This window comes from Alkalihalophilus sp. As8PL, from assembly GCF_040939795.1.
GTDB lineage: Bacteria > Bacillota > Bacilli > Bacillales > Bacillaceae_D > Alkalihalophilus > Alkalihalophilus lindianensis.
Genome location: NZ_CP162551.1, coordinates 3,273,034 through 3,288,828, shown reverse-complemented (window position 1 = coordinate 3,288,828; position 15,795 = coordinate 3,273,034). Strand labels below are relative to the sequence as shown.

Annotated in this window: 16 protein-coding genes; all 16 read right to left on the bottom strand. The window is 38.7% G+C overall.

Annotation, left to right across the window (positions count from 1 at the left end):
* Positions 1-80 precede the first annotated feature (80 nt).
* Complete coding sequence (locus AB3N04_RS18130; RefSeq protein WP_368506093.1) at positions 81-374, bottom strand: YlmC/YmxH family sporulation protein; 294 nt, start codon at positions 372-374, stop codon at positions 81-83.
* A gap of 129 nt (positions 375-503) precedes the next feature.
* The gene (sigG, locus tag AB3N04_RS18125; RefSeq protein WP_317122540.1) at positions 504-1,322 is read right to left on the bottom strand and encodes an RNA polymerase sporulation sigma factor SigG; all 819 of its coding nucleotides are present in this window, start codon (positions 1,320-1,322) and stop codon (positions 504-506) included.
* Between the two features lie 109 nt (positions 1,323-1,431).
* The gene (sigE, locus tag AB3N04_RS18120) at positions 1,432-2,145 is read right to left on the bottom strand and encodes an RNA polymerase sporulation sigma factor SigE (RefSeq protein ID WP_368503998.1); all 714 of its coding nucleotides are present in this window, start codon (positions 2,143-2,145) and stop codon (positions 1,432-1,434) included.
* Positions 2,146-2,170: 25 nt separating this feature from the next.
* Positions 2,171-3,100, bottom strand: coding sequence for a sigma-E processing peptidase SpoIIGA (gene spoIIGA, locus AB3N04_RS18115; protein ID WP_368503997.1), 930 nt, complete (start codon positions 3,098-3,100; stop codon positions 2,171-2,173).
* A gap of 190 nt (positions 3,101-3,290) precedes the next feature.
* Positions 3,291-4,427 carry a cell division protein FtsZ gene (ftsZ, locus tag AB3N04_RS18110; RefSeq protein ID WP_317122537.1) on the bottom strand — a complete coding sequence of 379 codons (1,137 nt, stop codon included), beginning with the start codon at positions 4,425-4,427 and terminating at the stop codon, positions 3,291-3,293.
* 31 nt (positions 4,428-4,458) lie between these two features.
* Complete coding sequence (gene ftsA, locus AB3N04_RS18105) at positions 4,459-5,751, bottom strand: cell division protein FtsA (RefSeq protein WP_368503996.1); 1,293 nt, start codon at positions 5,749-5,751, stop codon at positions 4,459-4,461.
* Positions 5,752-5,924: 173 nt separating this feature from the next.
* Complete coding sequence (locus AB3N04_RS18100) at positions 5,925-6,284, bottom strand: small basic family protein (RefSeq protein ID WP_368503995.1); 360 nt, start codon at positions 6,282-6,284, stop codon at positions 5,925-5,927.
* A gap of 6 nt (positions 6,285-6,290) precedes the next feature.
* Positions 6,291-6,998, bottom strand: a complete 708-nt coding sequence (locus tag AB3N04_RS18095) for a DUF881 domain-containing protein (protein WP_368503994.1) — start codon at positions 6,996-6,998, stop codon at positions 6,291-6,293.
* A gap of 7 nt (positions 6,999-7,005) precedes the next feature.
* Positions 7,006-7,722 (bottom strand): DUF881 domain-containing protein, encoded by a 717-nt coding sequence (locus AB3N04_RS18090; protein ID WP_317122835.1) that lies wholly within the window; start codon positions 7,720-7,722, stop codon positions 7,006-7,008.
* On the bottom strand, positions 7,706-8,491 hold the full coding sequence (locus AB3N04_RS18085; protein WP_368503993.1) for a cell division protein FtsQ/DivIB: 786 nt from the start codon (positions 8,489-8,491) through the stop codon (positions 7,706-7,708). The genes AB3N04_RS18090 and AB3N04_RS18085 overlap by 17 nt, the downstream gene beginning before the upstream one ends.
* 138 nt (positions 8,492-8,629) lie before the next feature.
* Positions 8,630-9,547, bottom strand: coding sequence for a UDP-N-acetylmuramate dehydrogenase (gene murB / locus AB3N04_RS18080; protein WP_368503992.1), 918 nt, complete (start codon positions 9,545-9,547; stop codon positions 8,630-8,632).
* A gap of 64 nt (positions 9,548-9,611) precedes the next feature.
* On the bottom strand, positions 9,612-10,703 hold the full coding sequence (gene murG / locus AB3N04_RS18075) for an undecaprenyldiphospho-muramoylpentapeptide beta-N-acetylglucosaminyltransferase (protein WP_368503991.1): 1,092 nt from the start codon (positions 10,701-10,703) through the stop codon (positions 9,612-9,614).
* 141 nt (positions 10,704-10,844) lie between these two features.
* Complete coding sequence (gene spoVE / locus AB3N04_RS18070) at positions 10,845-11,945, bottom strand: stage V sporulation protein E (RefSeq protein ID WP_368503990.1); 1,101 nt, start codon at positions 11,943-11,945, stop codon at positions 10,845-10,847.
* Between the two features lie 141 nt (positions 11,946-12,086).
* Complete coding sequence (gene murD, locus AB3N04_RS18065; protein WP_368503989.1) at positions 12,087-13,442, bottom strand: UDP-N-acetylmuramoyl-L-alanine--D-glutamate ligase; 1,356 nt, start codon at positions 13,440-13,442, stop codon at positions 12,087-12,089.
* Positions 13,443-14,417, bottom strand: coding sequence for a phospho-N-acetylmuramoyl-pentapeptide-transferase (gene mraY, locus AB3N04_RS18060; RefSeq protein ID WP_368503988.1), 975 nt, complete (start codon positions 14,415-14,417; stop codon positions 13,443-13,445).
* A 2-nt stretch (positions 14,418-14,419) separates the two neighbouring features.
* Entirely contained in the window at positions 14,420-15,793 is a 1,374-nt protein-coding gene (murF, locus tag AB3N04_RS18055; protein WP_368503987.1) for a UDP-N-acetylmuramoyl-tripeptide--D-alanyl-D-alanine ligase, read from the bottom strand.
* Positions 15,794-15,795 lie beyond the last annotated feature (2 nt).

The following is a 15,795-nucleotide window of genomic DNA, read 5'->3' as shown; positions in this document are numbered from 1 at the left end:
CTCTATACTTGTTGCTAACAACATAGTTTGATTCTAGTTTACCATAATTCACCGCTTACAAGAAACGACTTTATTCTTTTTCATCGCCTTCTGGTTGTCGTTTGTTGACTATAATTTGGCATAGGTGGTCTAAGACTCTCCGGCACCTCCACCAAAATAACATCTGAACCAATTCGAATAATGTTTTTCCACGGAATAATTACTTCTTGTTCTTCTTTTCCAAATAAACCCATCATCTTCCCCGTTCCATTAATTACCATGGCTTCTATTGCTCCTGTTGTTAAATTAATATCTAAGTCTGTTAAGTGACCTAACCTCTTGCCGTTCTCCATGTTCACAATATCTTTCGCTTGCAAGTCTGATATTTTCATCATCATTTTTCACCTCTTTATCTCGTTTGCGTGCTATTACCCATTATATGTCTTGACTTCATTTATTTATGAACAAGTATTTACAATAAAAAAAGATCCCAACGCAATTATGCGTCGGCACCTTTTTCTACTCTAGCTTTGAGCATGTTTATTCATTTGCTGGATAGCAGCCTTTTCTAACCTAGAAACTTGTGCTTGTGAGATGCCAATTTCATCAGCTACTTCCATTTGTGTTTTCCCTTGGAAGAACCTCATATTTAATATCATCTTCTCTCGATCATTTAATCTGATCATTGCTTCTTTTAAAGCGATTTCTTCAACCCAGTTGACATCTTTATTACGCTCATCACTAATCTGATCCATAACAAAGATCGGATCTCCCCCATCATTATAAATAGGTTCAAACAGTGACACTGGATCTTGAATAGCATCAAGAGCAAAAACAACATCTTCCTTTGGCACATCTAATACTTTTGCAATTTCTTGTACAGTTGGTTCATTTTCTCTCTTCTTTTCAGCCATTAATTGATCTCGGACTTGCAAAGCTTTATAAGCAATATCTCGCAAGGACCTTGAAACTCTAATTGGGTTATTATCCCTCAAGTAACGTCTTATTTCTCCGATGATCATTGGTACAGCGTAAGTTGAAAATTTAACATTCTGACCTAAATCAAAGTTATCAATTGATTTCATTAAACCAATACATCCAACTTGAAATAAGTCATCGACGTATTCCCCGCGATTGTTGAAACGTTGAATGACGCTTAATACTAAACGCAAATTCCCATTTACTAACACTTCTCTTGCACTGTCATCACCACTTTGTAACTGAGTAAAAAGTTCGCGCATTTCGGTGTTTTTTAATACTGGAAGCTTAGATGTATCTACACCACAGATTTCAACTTTATTTCGTGTCAATTCTTTCCCTCCTAACGCGGGAGATGATGTCAAGTAAAGTATCTCCTTTGAAGGGAAAAATATGCACAAGCTAAAATCAGTCTTTTTTGACTATATTGTTCAGTCCTTGATACATAACGAACGCTCCTTTAAAAATATTTTTTTAGACCATTTTATTAAATTCTTTTTGCAATCGTTTAATTATTCTCTTTTCTAATCTAGAAATATAGGATTGGGAGATCCCTAGCATATCAGCAACATCTTTTTGCGTTTTTTCTTCCTCACCTGCAAGTCCAAAACGCAACTCCATGATTTGCTTCTCTCGTTCATTCAATGTGTGAAGAGCTTTCACTAGTAATTTCCGATCGACTTTTTCTTCAATTCCTCTTGTAATAATATCTTCCTCAGTGCCTAATACATCTGAGAGCAATAATTCATTCCCATCCCAATCAATATTTAAAGGTTCATCAAACGAAACTTCTGAACGTGTTTTATTATTACGACGCAAATACATGAGAATCTCATTTTCAATACAGCGAGAAGCATACGTGGCAAGCTTAATTTTCTTTTCAGGGTTAAACGTATTGACTGCTTTAATTAACCCGATTGTCCCAATGCTAATTAAATCTTCTATATTGATGCCTGTATTTTCAAACTTCCTTGCAATATAAACGACTAGACGTAAGTTTCTCTCGATTAACATCGAACGTACAGCCTTATCCCCAGATGGGAGCTTCTTAAGCAAGACGGCTTCCTCTTCTTTAGATAAAGGAGGAGGGAGAGCTTCACTTCCCCCAATATAATAAATTTCATCAGCCTTCATTCCAAGCTTGTGCATAATGCGATACCATAGAAGTCTTAGTTTTAATTTCAACATTACAATCTCCTCCTTTTAGATGTGGTTAGTTAGCAACGGGGGTACCTGGCGGACGTAATACTAGTTGAGGGTGTATGATACTCCGATAGGAATCATCAGGAGATAAGGCACGATCTTGAAGGCCTATTAAAACATGCTTTGTTTCATACACTTGTCCATTATGTTCCACCATCACGGCCTCTGGCTTGATCGCGGTCAGAAAAGGTGTAGATTGTCCAATTACTTTGTAAGGAATGATTTTTGTACGCTTAAGCCATTCATCTTGAATGTCACTTTCGTTATCCCCGTATACGTCTAAAGTGAGGATCTTAGAGATAGTCTCTTCTCCAAAAAACTCATATAAAGTAGAAGCTTCAATAATCATGACTGGGGCACGCGAAATCGGGTCATGAAGTTTATTACCACTATCAATAAGACCCCTCACTTTGATGATTTGACCATTTAAATAGATCGTGACTGTTGCAAGCTGATGATAATCAATTTTTTTGATTTCCATTGTCTCAATGCGGTGTTTAGAAAAGAACCAAACAAGCGGGAAACCAATGACAACGAAAACCCAACTGATTCCACTTCCAAAACCAGCTGCAGCAGGAGAAGAAACAGCTTCGAGAAAATCAACTTCTGTTTTCCAGAAATAGTGGAGGGCAAACAGTCCACCACCAGTCATAAATGTCACAAAATAAAACATAAAGAGACTTTGAAAAAAATAACTCCATCTTTTAAAACCGAATGCGATTAATACAATAAAAATAGAATAGATTGCTTTCATCCAAGGTTGATAGAACCATCCACCGAGAGGAGTAAACATTAAAAAGACAATCATTGAAGCAAATAAAGCGCTAAGAATAAAGCGTAACTGAGTAAACCTTCTTTTTAGGGCAATAGCCGTCAGTGTGAGTAACAAATAATCTATACACAGATTCAAAAACCATATTACGTCCAGATAAAGAGTCATCGCATCCCTTCTTACCAAGGTTTTGAAATAAGTATATAGTAAAGTCTATTAATTAGTCTGTCAGTTCATGACGAGAAAACCTATGTAATTTTAAGAGATTTGCACAGAAAATGTCTATTAAAAAGAGAAGGTTTTATTAAAAGTCAAATAAAAAAAGCCTCAGCACAAATTGTGCTGAGGCTCTACATTATTATCTTGAACGATTACGACGATTACGTAAGAAGGTTGGGATATCAAGTGTATCCTCTTGTGGTTGTTGCGTTGGTTGGCTGAACCTAGATTCTTTCTGTGGCTCTTCTTGTTGTGGCTTGCTTTGCTGTTGTTGCTGTTGTTTCATTTGGTTTTGTGGAGTTTGACGCTGAGGCTTGTTTTCAGTGTCATCAAAACCAGTAGCAATAACAGTTACCACAATCTCATCTTTTAGATTCTCATTGATTACAGAACCAAAGATCATATTAACTTCAGCATCAGAAGCTGCAGAAACAATCTCAGCTGCCTCGTGTACTTCATAAAGGCTTAAGTTCGATCCGCCAGTAATATTCATTAATACGCCTTGTGCTCCATCTACAGAAGTTTCAAGCAATGGACTTGAAATGGCTTTTTTTGCAGCTTCTGAAGCACGGTTTTCACCTGTTGCAATACCAATACCCATTAAGGCTGATCCTTTATCAGTCATGATAGTCTTCACATCAGCAAAGTCTAAGTTAATTAAACCAGGTACTGCGATTAAATCAGAAATACCTTGTACACCTTGACGTAATACATTGTCCGCCTCACGGAATGCTTCAAGCATTGGTGTGTTTTTATCGACGATCTCAAGTAGACGGTCGTTTGGAATAACAATTAGTGTATCTACTTTTTCTTTTAATGCACCAATTCCAGTAGCAGCTTGATTTTGACGCTTACGTCCTTCAAATGTAAATGGACGAGTAACGACACCTACTGTTAATGCGCCAATTTCTTTTGCTACTTCTGCAATAACTGGCGCAGCACCTGTACCAGTTCCTCCACCCATTCCAGCAGTGATGAAGACCATGTCTGCTCCTTGAAGTACTTCCTCTAATTGTTCACGACTTTCTTCAGCAGCCTTTTTCCCGATTTCAGGATTGGCACCTGCTCCAAGTCCTCGTGTTAACTTTCCACCAAGCTGAAGTTTCGTTTCCGCTTTTGATAAATGTAGTGCTTGAGCATCTGTATTTACAGCAATAAACTCTACACCTTGTAGTCCATTTTCGATCATTCGGTTAACGGCGTTACTACCTCCGCCACCTACTCCGATGACTTTTATTTGTGCTAATTGATCCATATCCATTTCAAATTCCAACATTTAAGGTCCCCCTAATCAGACTCGTTCACTATTATTCAAAGAACACTTTAAACCAATTCTTCACTTTTGATTTTGTCTTTGGTTTATCTTCTGTTCTTGTTTGTTCTTTTTCAGCTTTCTTACTGCGCTTATCTTGTTTCGGTTGCTCAGGTGCCTGATAATCAGCTACAGAAGCGGCAATTTCTTTCCCTTGAATCTTTACATTTTTGTACGCAAATTGGATAAGTCCAACACTTGTCGTGTATTGTGGTTCACGTACACCGATATAATCCGGTATTGCCACTCGAACATTGCCTTGCAGTAATTCCTTGGCCAATTCGAGCACACCAGGGATCATAACCGTTCCCCCTGTTAACACATATCCACTTGGGAAATCGCGAAAGCCTAGTCGCATAATTTCTTTGTAAATTAATTCAAAGACTTCTTCCATACGTGGTTCGATAACATGTGCCAGATCATATTGGCTAAATTCATCCTTCTCTCCACTTCCGATTGCTGAGACGCTAAAGCGCTCTTCATCAGAAGCTTCATCAATAAAAGAGTGACCATATTTCACTTTAATACGTTCGGCTTCTTCAGTAGAGACCCTAAGACCAATGGCAATATCATTCGTAATATGGTCTCCACCAATTGGTAAAACCGACGTTGATTGAAGTGTACCTTGCTCAAATACAGATACAGTCGTTGAACCTCCACCAATATCAATTAAGCATACCCCAAGATTTTTTTCATCTTTAGAAATAGCAACTGACCCAGATGCAAGTGGTTGAAGACAAATATCAGCGATTTGTAATCCAGCGCGCTCTACACATCGTAATAAGTTATGTAAGATGGTTTTTGATCCTGTAATAATGGTTCCTTCCATTTCCAGCCTAACACCAATCATGCCTCGTGGATCATTGATTTCATCTAGGCCATCCACAACAAATTGTCTAGGGATCACATCAATAATCTCACGCTCTGGTGGGATAGAGACGACTTGGGCCGCATCAATTACTCGAGCAATATCTTCATCACCAATTTCTCTATCAGGGCTTGAAACAGCTACCACCCCGTGACAAGGTTGAAGTTGAACATGGTTCCCATTGACCCCAACTACAACTTGTTTAATCGAGAGTCCAACCATCCTCTCCGCTTGTTCAACTGCTCTCTTAATCGAACGAACAGTTTCATCAATATCGACAATGGCTCCTTTTCTAATACCTTCAGACGGAGAATTACCTACTCCAATAATATTAATCGTACCGTTGGCCACTTCTCCTATGATTACTCGGACATTGGATGTACCGATGTCAAGACTTACATAGATTTCATTGTTGTTCAATCTGTGGCACCTCCTTATAAACTAATACCGTTTCAATGTTTCATAACTTACTACTTTAGAGTAACCGTTCGCGAAAAGTTGAATATAAAGAAGTATTCAACATCAAGCGCTGTTTTCCTTTTAAAAACGCTCATTTTCTTTTTTTTTCAGTCATTTTGAACTTCTTTTGATTATCAAGCTTGTCCTTCGCTTCTTTTAGCTTGCCACTTTGATAATAACATACGGCGAATGACAGCGATATTATTAAAAAGACGAACACCAAAAGCAAAGATTGCTGCTAAGTATAAGTCTACACCAAGATGAACCCCTAGAAAAGCCAAACCTGCAGCAAGTAAAATATTAAAGAAAAAGCCAGTGACAAATACATTTGAGTCAAAGGTCTCCTGCAGGTGCGCACGAATCCCGCCAAATAAAGTATCTAGTGCAGCCAAAACGGCAATAGATAAGTAGCTTGAATACTCAGCAGGTACTCTAAATTCGGTCATTATACCTAATGTAATTCCAAGAAGTAACCCTATTATTGGAAGCCACATAGATCGTTACCCCTCCTTCACTTCTTCCATATACCTTACACGAGGTGTTTGGTCGTATCCAGGTAAGATCAAGTCATCTACTTGCTCTACCGTTAAAAGAAAGCCATCAATCTCAAAATACTCAACAGACTCTGATACAACCATACGATTGTGCAACCGCTCTGGATCATCAGTTAACACTTTAACCTCAAGAGGAAGGGGAGGTAGCCTGCGATAATTTAGATGCGTAATGCCATTTACATCTCGAAATGCTGAGGTAGATATTAATCTTTCATCAGCTACTGCAATACTGTCCGCTCCATTCACATTTAACTCATTAATTAAATAACGAAATCGTTCTGGTGTAGGGGTACGTCTCATATGGTTTGGCGAGAGTTCATCGTAAAAAGGTTCAATCGTTATGACCACTCCCGCACCTCTGACTTCGGTAAGTCCTGCCTCAGTGCGGAGATCAGCAATTTGTTGATCTAGGACAACATCTATATTTTCATGATCTTCATCAAGTGTATGACCATACTGTGCAAGTAAGTCTTGCGCTTTTTTGATCTCAGAAGATAGTTGTTGCTCCCTCTCTCTTTCTTGCTCAACCTCATTACGCAGCTCTCTAATATCCCGAGTATCCCTAACCACCGGCTCCTGGGTTGTTTTAAATTGAATAGCTAACATAAATCCAATCACAAAGGCAACAAAAGTAAATATCCATTTTCGATTCATTCTTTTGTCACCCACCCTCTGTTAAATAAGGGTCGAGTTCTATTAACCCTTGTTGCTGAATCCGCACACTTATGCCATCATTTAATAACTGGTCTTTAACACCACCAATTAATGAAATGGCTTGTTCAAATTTTTCACCATCACCGATAGCCGTTACGACAAAAGGTGCATAGGATGTATGGCCATCAATAATAATGACTGGGCCTGCACATTGAATATAGGACTGGTGAGATAGGCGATGACCATTAATGGCAATGGCTTCAGCGCCTGCCACAAACAATTCATGCACGACTTTTTGAACATGGATTTCGTGGACAATATAGTCATTCGGATTCGAACCTTCTGGCACATAAGAAGCATCTTCTAAAGAAACCTCTAAACCAGGTCCTTTTACCGGAACATTTCCTACCACTTTACGTAGACGGTCCAAATCCTCTAGTAAATTCGTTGTACGCAATTCTTGTTCAGCGCTTTCTGAAGCTAATTGCTCTTCTAATAACCGAACTTCACTTTGGTACTCTCGTAATTCATCTTGCAATACTTGGTTTCTTTGTTGAATCGTTAATATTTGGTTACGAAGCTCATCCTCATGCCTCCACTGCCTTTCATAACCAGGTGTTAATTCAGCCTGTCTCTCATTTGTTATCTCATAGCTCAGTGCTAGAATAAAGCCAGTTACGAGCAGAACGAAGGATAAGATTGCATGTTTACCCTTCACCTTCAACTTCAATATCTTCTTCCTCCTCAAGATCAAAATCCTCAAAGTATGGGCTCATTTTCATATGAAGAATTCCTCTACGGCTCGGATCAAGTTCACGAACAATGGATGGGTAAGGTCTCATTCGGTCTGAAAAATCTTTAATAGTAGAATGAACTTCTAATCCATCATTCATATGTATGATCACTTCGTCTGACTCCGTTTCAGTAGGAGCATAAAAGATTTCTGACATCCGCTCAATTAATTGCTCAGGGGTGCTCATTAACTCTCTTGAAAACTCTGTTAATGCTTCTCCTTGCTCCCAATCAATTAGTATAGGCGCATCCGATGGGAATTGATGTCTTGGTAATTCACTTAGAAATGTCCCGCTTTCTAATAGTGGATAATATTTACCATCAACATATAAATAACCAATCCTCGAATGCTCTTTAATAGTTAGAACCACTGTTGTTGGGAATTTTCTACTTAGCGATACATCCGCAACCTCCGAAAGTAGGAGAAGTTGATTACGAATGGTTTCTTCTTCAAGATTCCACATGCTTGTCCCCGTAGATAATTGAGAAGCTTCAATAACTTGTTCATCTTCTACTAAAAAATTTCCCTCTACTTCGATAGATCGTATATGACTTAAAGGAGACTGAAAATAAACCATTAGCAACAATAACAAAAAGAAAAGTGATAAAAAAAACAGCAACCGACGATTTGCTCTTCTCTTACGTTGTTCTTTTAAAGTAGGTATCCGCTCATTTATCGTAACCACTTTTTCATTGCTCATCGCTGATCCCCCGATTATCGTCTCCGATACGATAGTATAATAACCCTCTTCTCCTCCTGAGTTTTTCAGAAGAAAAAGAGGAAGTAATGATTACATTTGTTTAATTATACCATAGTCATCAGAGAGATTCACTGCTGTTTAAGGGGTTTTCAGCTTTCTTCCAATCATTTCTACTTCTGTTTCCATATCAATGCCTTTTGACTTTTTAATCGTCTCTTTCGCATGCTTGATTAAATTAAGTACATCTTCTGCTTTCGCCTCCTCAATATTGACGATGAAATTAGCATGCATCTCAGATATTTGAGCTCCACCGATCCGGTAACCCTTTAAGCCTGCTTCTTCAATAAGGGCTCCAGCATGGTTAGGCAGCGGGTTGCGAAACACACTTCCACATGTTGGATGACTCCATGGTTGTGTTTCACGACGATAGTCTTTATTTTTTTGCATATGTTTAACGATGTCTTCCTTTTCACCTTTTTGCAATTTGAATACTGCCTCGACACATATACCTTCTTCACGCTGTAGTCTTGAAGTACGATAAGCAAATTCCATATCATCAGCGTCGATCCATTCTAGACGGCCGTCTGGATACAAGACGCGCGTCTTCTTTAAAATCTTTGAAATATCTGCTCCATGTGCCCCAGCATTCATAAAGACCGCCCCACCCACTGAACCAGGAATTCCACCTGCGAATTCCAGTCCAGATAATCCTTGACGACTAATTACGGTCACTAACTTAATCAGTGGATAGCCGCCTCCAACCGTAATCTCATCATCATTAATTTCTAAATGGTCCAGACCACGACCTAATTTAATGACTACCCCTTCAATTCCCTCATCCGATACAAGGAGATTTGACCCGCGACCAATCGCTCTAAAAGGTACTTGTTCCTCATTTATAATAGCCATAGCTTTTATTAAGCCTTCTACACTACCTGGCTCAATTAAAACATCAGCTGGCCCGCCGATCTTCCAAGTAGTATGTTGACTTAGAGGTTCCCCAATTTTCACCGTGCCGACCTCTGCATCTTTTAACTTCTGAATCACCTGTTCCATACCTACATCCCTCTCTTATCCATTCCAACAATCATTATTTATTTCATCTTATGTGATGACCTAATTAGCGTGAAACATCCTTTAGCAATTGATATACATCACTTGCCGCAGTAGGTACACCCAATTTCAATGCTGCATCATGCATCTTTTCCCACGATTCTTTTTCACTAAACACAGAATCGATATCTTTTATTAATTGCTCCCCATTCATTTCACTTTCAAGTCGAACAATAGCAGCTCCGCCTTCTTCAAGTGAACGAGCATTCTTCTCTTGATGATTATTCGTTACATAAGGGCTTGGTATTAAAATACTTGGTAAGCCAAGAGCCGTTATTTCTGCTAATGTCGTTGCACCAGCACGTGCAACGACTAAGTCAACAGCACCTAATACATCAGGCATATTATGGATAAATGGTTTGACGATGACATTACATGGGTTCCCTACTTCTTCTACTTTCTTTGAAACAGCCTCATAATGCACCGATCCGGTCACATAAATGACTTGAAACGCACGATCTGCTACTTGATCAAGCACACTTAAGAAAGCGTCATTAATAGGTTTAGCTCCTCGACTCCCACCTACTATTAAAACCGTTTTCTTTGTTGAATCTAAACCAAGAGATGCCGCCCCAGCTTTTGCATCCACATTCATTACTTCAGTGGCACGCGGATTACCTGTAAAGACAACTTTACCTTTAGGAAAATAAGGAGCAGCAGCATCAAAACAAATAGCTACCTTATTGACATATTTGCTTAGAAATTTATTTGTTAAACCTGGTACACTATTTTGTTCATGAATAACAGAAGGAATGCCCATTTTTGCTGCAGCATAAACGACAGGCCCACATACATACCCTCCTGTTCCAACCACTACATCAGGTTTGAAATCCTTTAGCATTTTTTTGCTTTCTCTCGTACCTTTTAAAAAGCGTAAAACGGTTTTTACATTCTCCACAGAAATTTTCCGTCTGAAGCCAGTTATATGTATCGTTTTAAACGGAATACCCTCTCTTGTTACTAGTTCATTTTCTAAGCCTTTTTTTGTACCGATGTATAATATCTCTGCACCCGGATTTTGTTTTTTTATTTCTTTAATCAAGGACAAGGCTGGATAAATATGACCACCTGTTCCCCCACCGCTCACTACTACTCTCATAATGTACCTCCAACAATTGTTTCATATTGTTCATTTTATCACGAACAATGCTTGGATTATACCGCAATTCTGTGTGATTTTTTGTAGGAATCGCCACAGACATAAGGTTTTCACAAAAATGGACCCTTCTTACAAGAAGAGTCACATCCTAGCATGCCTACTAATATTTAATAACACCCCGATCGCCACAAGCATTAAAGTCAAAGAGGAGCCACCATAACTTAAAAATGGTAAAGTGATACCAGTTACCGGCATTAAACCTGTGACAACCCCAATATTAATCATGACTTGAATCGCGATCATTCCAATAATACCGACTGATAAAAAGCTACCAAATAAATCCGGCGCTCCTAATGCGATTTTAATTCCTCTCCAAAGCAAAATCCCGAATAGAAAAATAACAAATAGTCCTCCAATAAACCCTAACTCTTCTGCTAATATAGCAAAGATAAAGTCTGTTTGGGGTTCTGGTAAATAGAAATATTTTTGCCGACTTTCACCTAACCCCATTCCCATTAACCCACCAGGTCCTATTGCATAGAGTGATTGAATAATTTGAAATCCACTACCAAGAGGATCAGACCATGGATCCAGAAAAGAAGTGATCCTTTTGATTCGGTAAGGTGCTGAGGCAATCAACCCAACAAACCCTACTAACCCAATCATAGCCAAGCCAATAAAGTGGCTAATTTTAGCTCCTGCAACAAAAATCATCGCTACACATGTCCCAACCATGACTGCTCCCGTGCCTAAGTCTGGCTGTAACATAATCATTCCAAACGCAAGCATCACAAGTGATAAGGACGGGACAAGCCCTTTTTTAAATGAGACAATTTTCTTTTGATTTTCCGATAAGTACTTTGCAAGAAAAGCAATCATCGCCATTTTCATAAACTCGGAAGGTTGAATGGAAAAAGCTCCGACTCCAAGCCAACTCCTCGCCCCACCTCGTACTAGACCAACACCAGGTATCAAAACAATGATCAATAGGATAAAACAGATGATCAACAATAGCTTAGCCCATGTTCTCCATGTCCAATAATCCACATTCATAATAAATAACATCGCTACAACACCGATACTAGCAAAAAAGAGTTGCCGTTTAGCAAAGAAAAAGGAGTCATCGAACCTATATGAGGCCCATGCTTCTGAGGCACTGTAAACCATTATCAAGCCTATGGCAAGTAGTGCTATGGTTGCTAATAACAAAACATAATCTGGTGCATGTCTTTGGTTTTGCAATAGGGACACCTCATTCAAAACAATTTTCATTACGATATTTCTCTCTTTACACCCTATGCACGAACAAAGAAAAACATGTCCCTATCAATTAGACATGCCTAAAAAAAGCTACTATTCCAAAGCTGGAATAGTAGCTATCGTTTAGAGTTGAAGCGCCCTTACAGCAGTGACAAATTCATTGCCACGCTCTTCAAATGTTTTATATTGATCCCAACTTGCACAGGCAGGTGATAATAAAACAACATCACCCTCATTTGAAAGTTGATAAGCTAGCTCAACCGCATCTTCAACACGATTTGCAAATTGAACTTCCCTAACATTTGATTGTTTAGCAGTTGCGGCTAACTTTTCTTTTGTTTCACCGAAGGCTACTAAAGCTTTCACATTAGATAGAGAAGAGGCTAATTCATCGAATTCATTCCCGCGATCTAGTCCACCAGCTAAGAGAATAACAGGTTGATCGAAAGCTTCAAGTGCTTTTTTGGCAGCAAGAATATTGGTTGCTTTCGAGTCATTATAGAATAAACGATCTTTAATTTTTGTTACAAATTGCAAGCGATGTTCCACTCCGCTAAAGGTATGTAGGACTTCTGTGATCTGCTGCTTTGAAGCTCCCATAGACATAGCTGCACCAACAGCCGCAAGAATATTTTCCACATTATGAGCTCCAGGCAGGACAACATCCGCTAATTCTACAATTTCTTCCTTACCGAAATAAATCTTGTTATCTTTTACATACACACCTTCAAGTAATACTTGTTTCGTTGAAAAAGGAATCGTTTTAGCTTTAGTCGTTGAAGCAACCTTTGAAACAAGCTCATCATCAGCATTGTAAATAAATTGATCTTGCTCTGTTTGATTAGCTGTTATTTTGGCTTTCGCGCGAATGTATTCCTCTTTTGTACCATGATAATCTAAATGGGCGTCAAAAAGGTTTAACAATACACTTACTTTAGGGTGAAACGCTTCTGTACCTAGTAATTGAAAGCTAGAAGCTTCAAGTACCATCACATCTTCATTTGTCGCTTCTTTAACGACTTCACAAGAGACTGTTCCGATATTCCCAGCAATAATGGGAGTTTTCGGGCTATTTTTAAGCATTTCAAATACTAACGTAGTAGTTGTTGTCTTCCCATTCGAGCCAGTAATAGCGATGATGTCCGCTTCACTTAACTGCGAAGTTAACTCAACCTCTGTTACAACTGAAATAGAACGAGCCATAGCCTCTTTTACTAGGGCATTGTGGTATGGGATACCTGGGTTCTTTACGACAAGTTCTACTCCATCATCTAAAAGAGAAAGCGGATGATCCCCACACACCACTTTTAATCCTTTTGCTTCAAGAACTCTTGCTTGCGCATTTTCTTCATACGGCAAGGCATCATTTACTACTACATTCGCACCAAGCTCGTGAAGCAGTAATGCAGCAGCCTCACCACTTTTAGCTAAACCTAAAACGAGTATATTTTTACCTCTATACAATTCTTTATTTATCATTTACATCCACACCTCTAAGTAAATTCCAAGCACAGCTAAGATCATACCGACCATCCAAAACGTTACAACAACACGCCATTCAGACCAGCCGGATAGTTCATAGTGATGGTGAAGAGGACTCATTTTAAACACACGCTTGCCTCTTGTTTTAAATGAAATAACCTGAATAATAACGGATAGGGTTTCAATAACAAATACCCCTCCAATTAATACAAGTAGTAACTCTTGTTTTGTCATAATGGCAATTGCCGCAATGGCTCCACCTAGAGCGAGCGATCCGGTATCTCCCATAAACACTTTAGCAGGGTGTGCATTAAAAACAAGGAAACCCAAAACAGCCCCAACAATCGCTGCACTAAATATCGCTACATCGATCAGATCTGCATACCAAGCAAGAATAGCAAAAGCACCAAATGCAATAGCTCCTGTTCCAGCTAACAATCCATCCAAACCATCCGTTAAATTAACTGCATTTGACGCCCCAACTAGCATAACAATCACAAGCGGTAAATATAGCCACCCTATATCGAGTGAAATGGTCGTTGCTGGAATTGTAATTACTGTGGAAATGCCTAATTGTAATAATCCCCAGTAAAACAGTCCTGCAATAATTAATTGACCGACAAGTTTCTGTTTAGACGTTAATCCAAGATTTCGCTTTTTAACAACCTTAATATAATCATCTAAAAAGCCAACAAGACCAAACCCTACAGTTACTAGTAATAAAAGTAAAATTTCTAGGCTAAACGATAAATACTGCAATGAAATAAAAATAGTTGTTGCTATAATTGATAAAACAATGACAATCCCGCCCATAGTTGGCGTCCCATTCTTTTTCTGATGAGATTCGGGACCTTCATCTCTAATACTTTGACCAAATTTCAATTTTCTTAAAAAAGGGATAAATAATGGTGATAAAATGACAGCAACTCCAAATGAGACAAGTAAAGAAATCAGTAATACTCTTTCTAACATTGCTAATCATTCCCCCTTTCTGTAGTGTCTTGGTAAATCGTTATAACTTCCTCAAGTTTCATTCCTCTTGAAGCTTTAAATAAAACAACCGTTTCATTATCCACTAGTTCTTTTAATTGATTAGCGGCCTCTTGCTTCGTCTCGATATGAGTTACTTTCTGAAAAGATTCATGTTCTCGCTCAAGAATAGCTTCATAGATCCACTTTGCTCGATCACCGAGTGTCATAATGTGGGTAATAGGTTCAGTAATCACATTAGCTACAGATTTATGGAGGGCTTCTTCATTGCTCCCAAGCTCGAACATATCACCTAGGACGAGAACACGTTTTTGGTAATTGGGAATCATTTTTATAGCCTCAATTGCAGCTATCATCGATGTCGGACTTGCATTATAGGCATCATTGACAATTAATTCTCCATGATTACCAGTAAGGCGTTCTAATCGCATAGAAGTAAGGGAAAGACTTGCTAAGCCTTTTTTAATTTGTTCTACCGATAGGCCAAAATTTTTAGCAACAGCTATACAATATGCTGCATTTTTGACATTATGTTTGCCTAACATTGATAAAGAATAGCTTTCGTTTCCAATTGCAAATTCATAGCCAGTTTCAGTGGCAGTGACATGATCAATTAAAAGATCGGCTTCCTTAAAACCTACTTTAACGATACAAGGGTCATTCCATGCTCGAAGTAAAGGCTCATCACTATCCACAAAAAGAGAACCTTTTGCTAAGAGACCTTCTTTAATTTCCATCTTTGCTTTAGCAATTCCCTCTCTACTACCTAATTGCTCCATATGGGATTCACCTATGTTTGTGACAAGTGCCATATCAGGCTCGGCAATCATGCTAAGTCTTTCAATTTCTCCAAACCCACTCATACCCATTTCTAAAATTAAATACTCACATGTACTTGGCATTCCTAAAATAGTTAATGGCAGCCCGATATGATTATTGAAATTTCCTTGTGTTTTATACGTTTCGCCTTTTACAGAAAGAATCGAAGCAAGGATATCTTTCGTAGTTGTTTTTCCGTTACTACCTGTAATTCCGATAACTTTAGGATTAACTTTCTTCCGATAAACACTAGCCATCTCTTGTAGAGCATAAAGAGTATCCTTAACGATAAACAATTGAAATTCACTCGGTAGCTCTTTCGGGAGAGGTTGTCCCTCTTCCCATAAAGCAGCGATGGCTCCGTTTTGAATGGCCGTCAACACATAATCATGACCGTTAAATCGTTCCCCAATTAAAGGTACAAATAAGGCACCAGCTGTAATCGTCCTTGTATCAGTGGAGACTACAGTAAAGCTCATTTCTTCTGTTACTAATCGTGTTTTTAATGTAATTGGTTTTAATAAGGATGATGTGAGCATTG

Bases quoted from the DNA above. Each gene is read 5' to 3' on its own strand.
- AB3N04_RS18130 (WP_368506093.1), bottom strand. From the start codon at position 374: ATGATGAAAATATCAGACTTGCAAGCGAAAGATATTGTGAACATGGAG.
- sigE (WP_368503998.1), bottom strand. From the start codon at position 2,145: ATGTTGAAATTAAAACTAAGACTTCTATGGTATCGCATTATGCACAAG.
- spoIIGA (WP_368503997.1), bottom strand. From the start codon at position 3,100: ATGACTCTTTATCTGGACGTAATATGGTTTTTGAATCTGTGTATAGAT.
- ftsZ (WP_317122537.1), bottom strand. From the start codon at position 4,427: ATGTTGGAATTTGAAATGGATATGGATCAATTAGCACAAATAAAAGTC.
- AB3N04_RS18100 (WP_368503995.1), bottom strand. From the start codon at position 6,284: ATGTGGCTTCCAATAATAGGGTTACTTCTTGGAATTACATTAGGTATA.
- AB3N04_RS18095 (WP_368503994.1), bottom strand. From the start codon at position 6,998: ATGAATCGAAAATGGATATTTACTTTTGTTGCCTTTGTGATTGGATTT.
- AB3N04_RS18085 (WP_368503993.1), bottom strand. From the start codon at position 8,491: ATGAGCAATGAAAAAGTGGTTACGATAAATGAGCGGATACCTACTTTA.
- murB (WP_368503992.1), bottom strand. From the start codon at position 9,547: ATGGAACAGGTGATTCAGAAGTTAAAAGATGCAGAGGTCGGCACGGTG.
- murG (WP_368503991.1), bottom strand. From the start codon at position 10,703: ATGAGAGTAGTAGTGAGCGGTGGGGGAACAGGTGGTCATATTTATCCA.
- murD (WP_368503989.1), bottom strand. From the start codon at position 13,442: ATGATAAATAAAGAATTGTATAGAGGTAAAAATATACTCGTTTTAGGT.
- mraY (WP_368503988.1), bottom strand. From the start codon at position 14,417: ATGTTAGAAAGAGTATTACTGATTTCTTTACTTGTCTCATTTGGAGTT.
- murF (WP_368503987.1), bottom strand. From the start codon at position 15,793: ATGCTCACATCATCCTTATTAAAACCAATTACATTAAAAACACGATTA.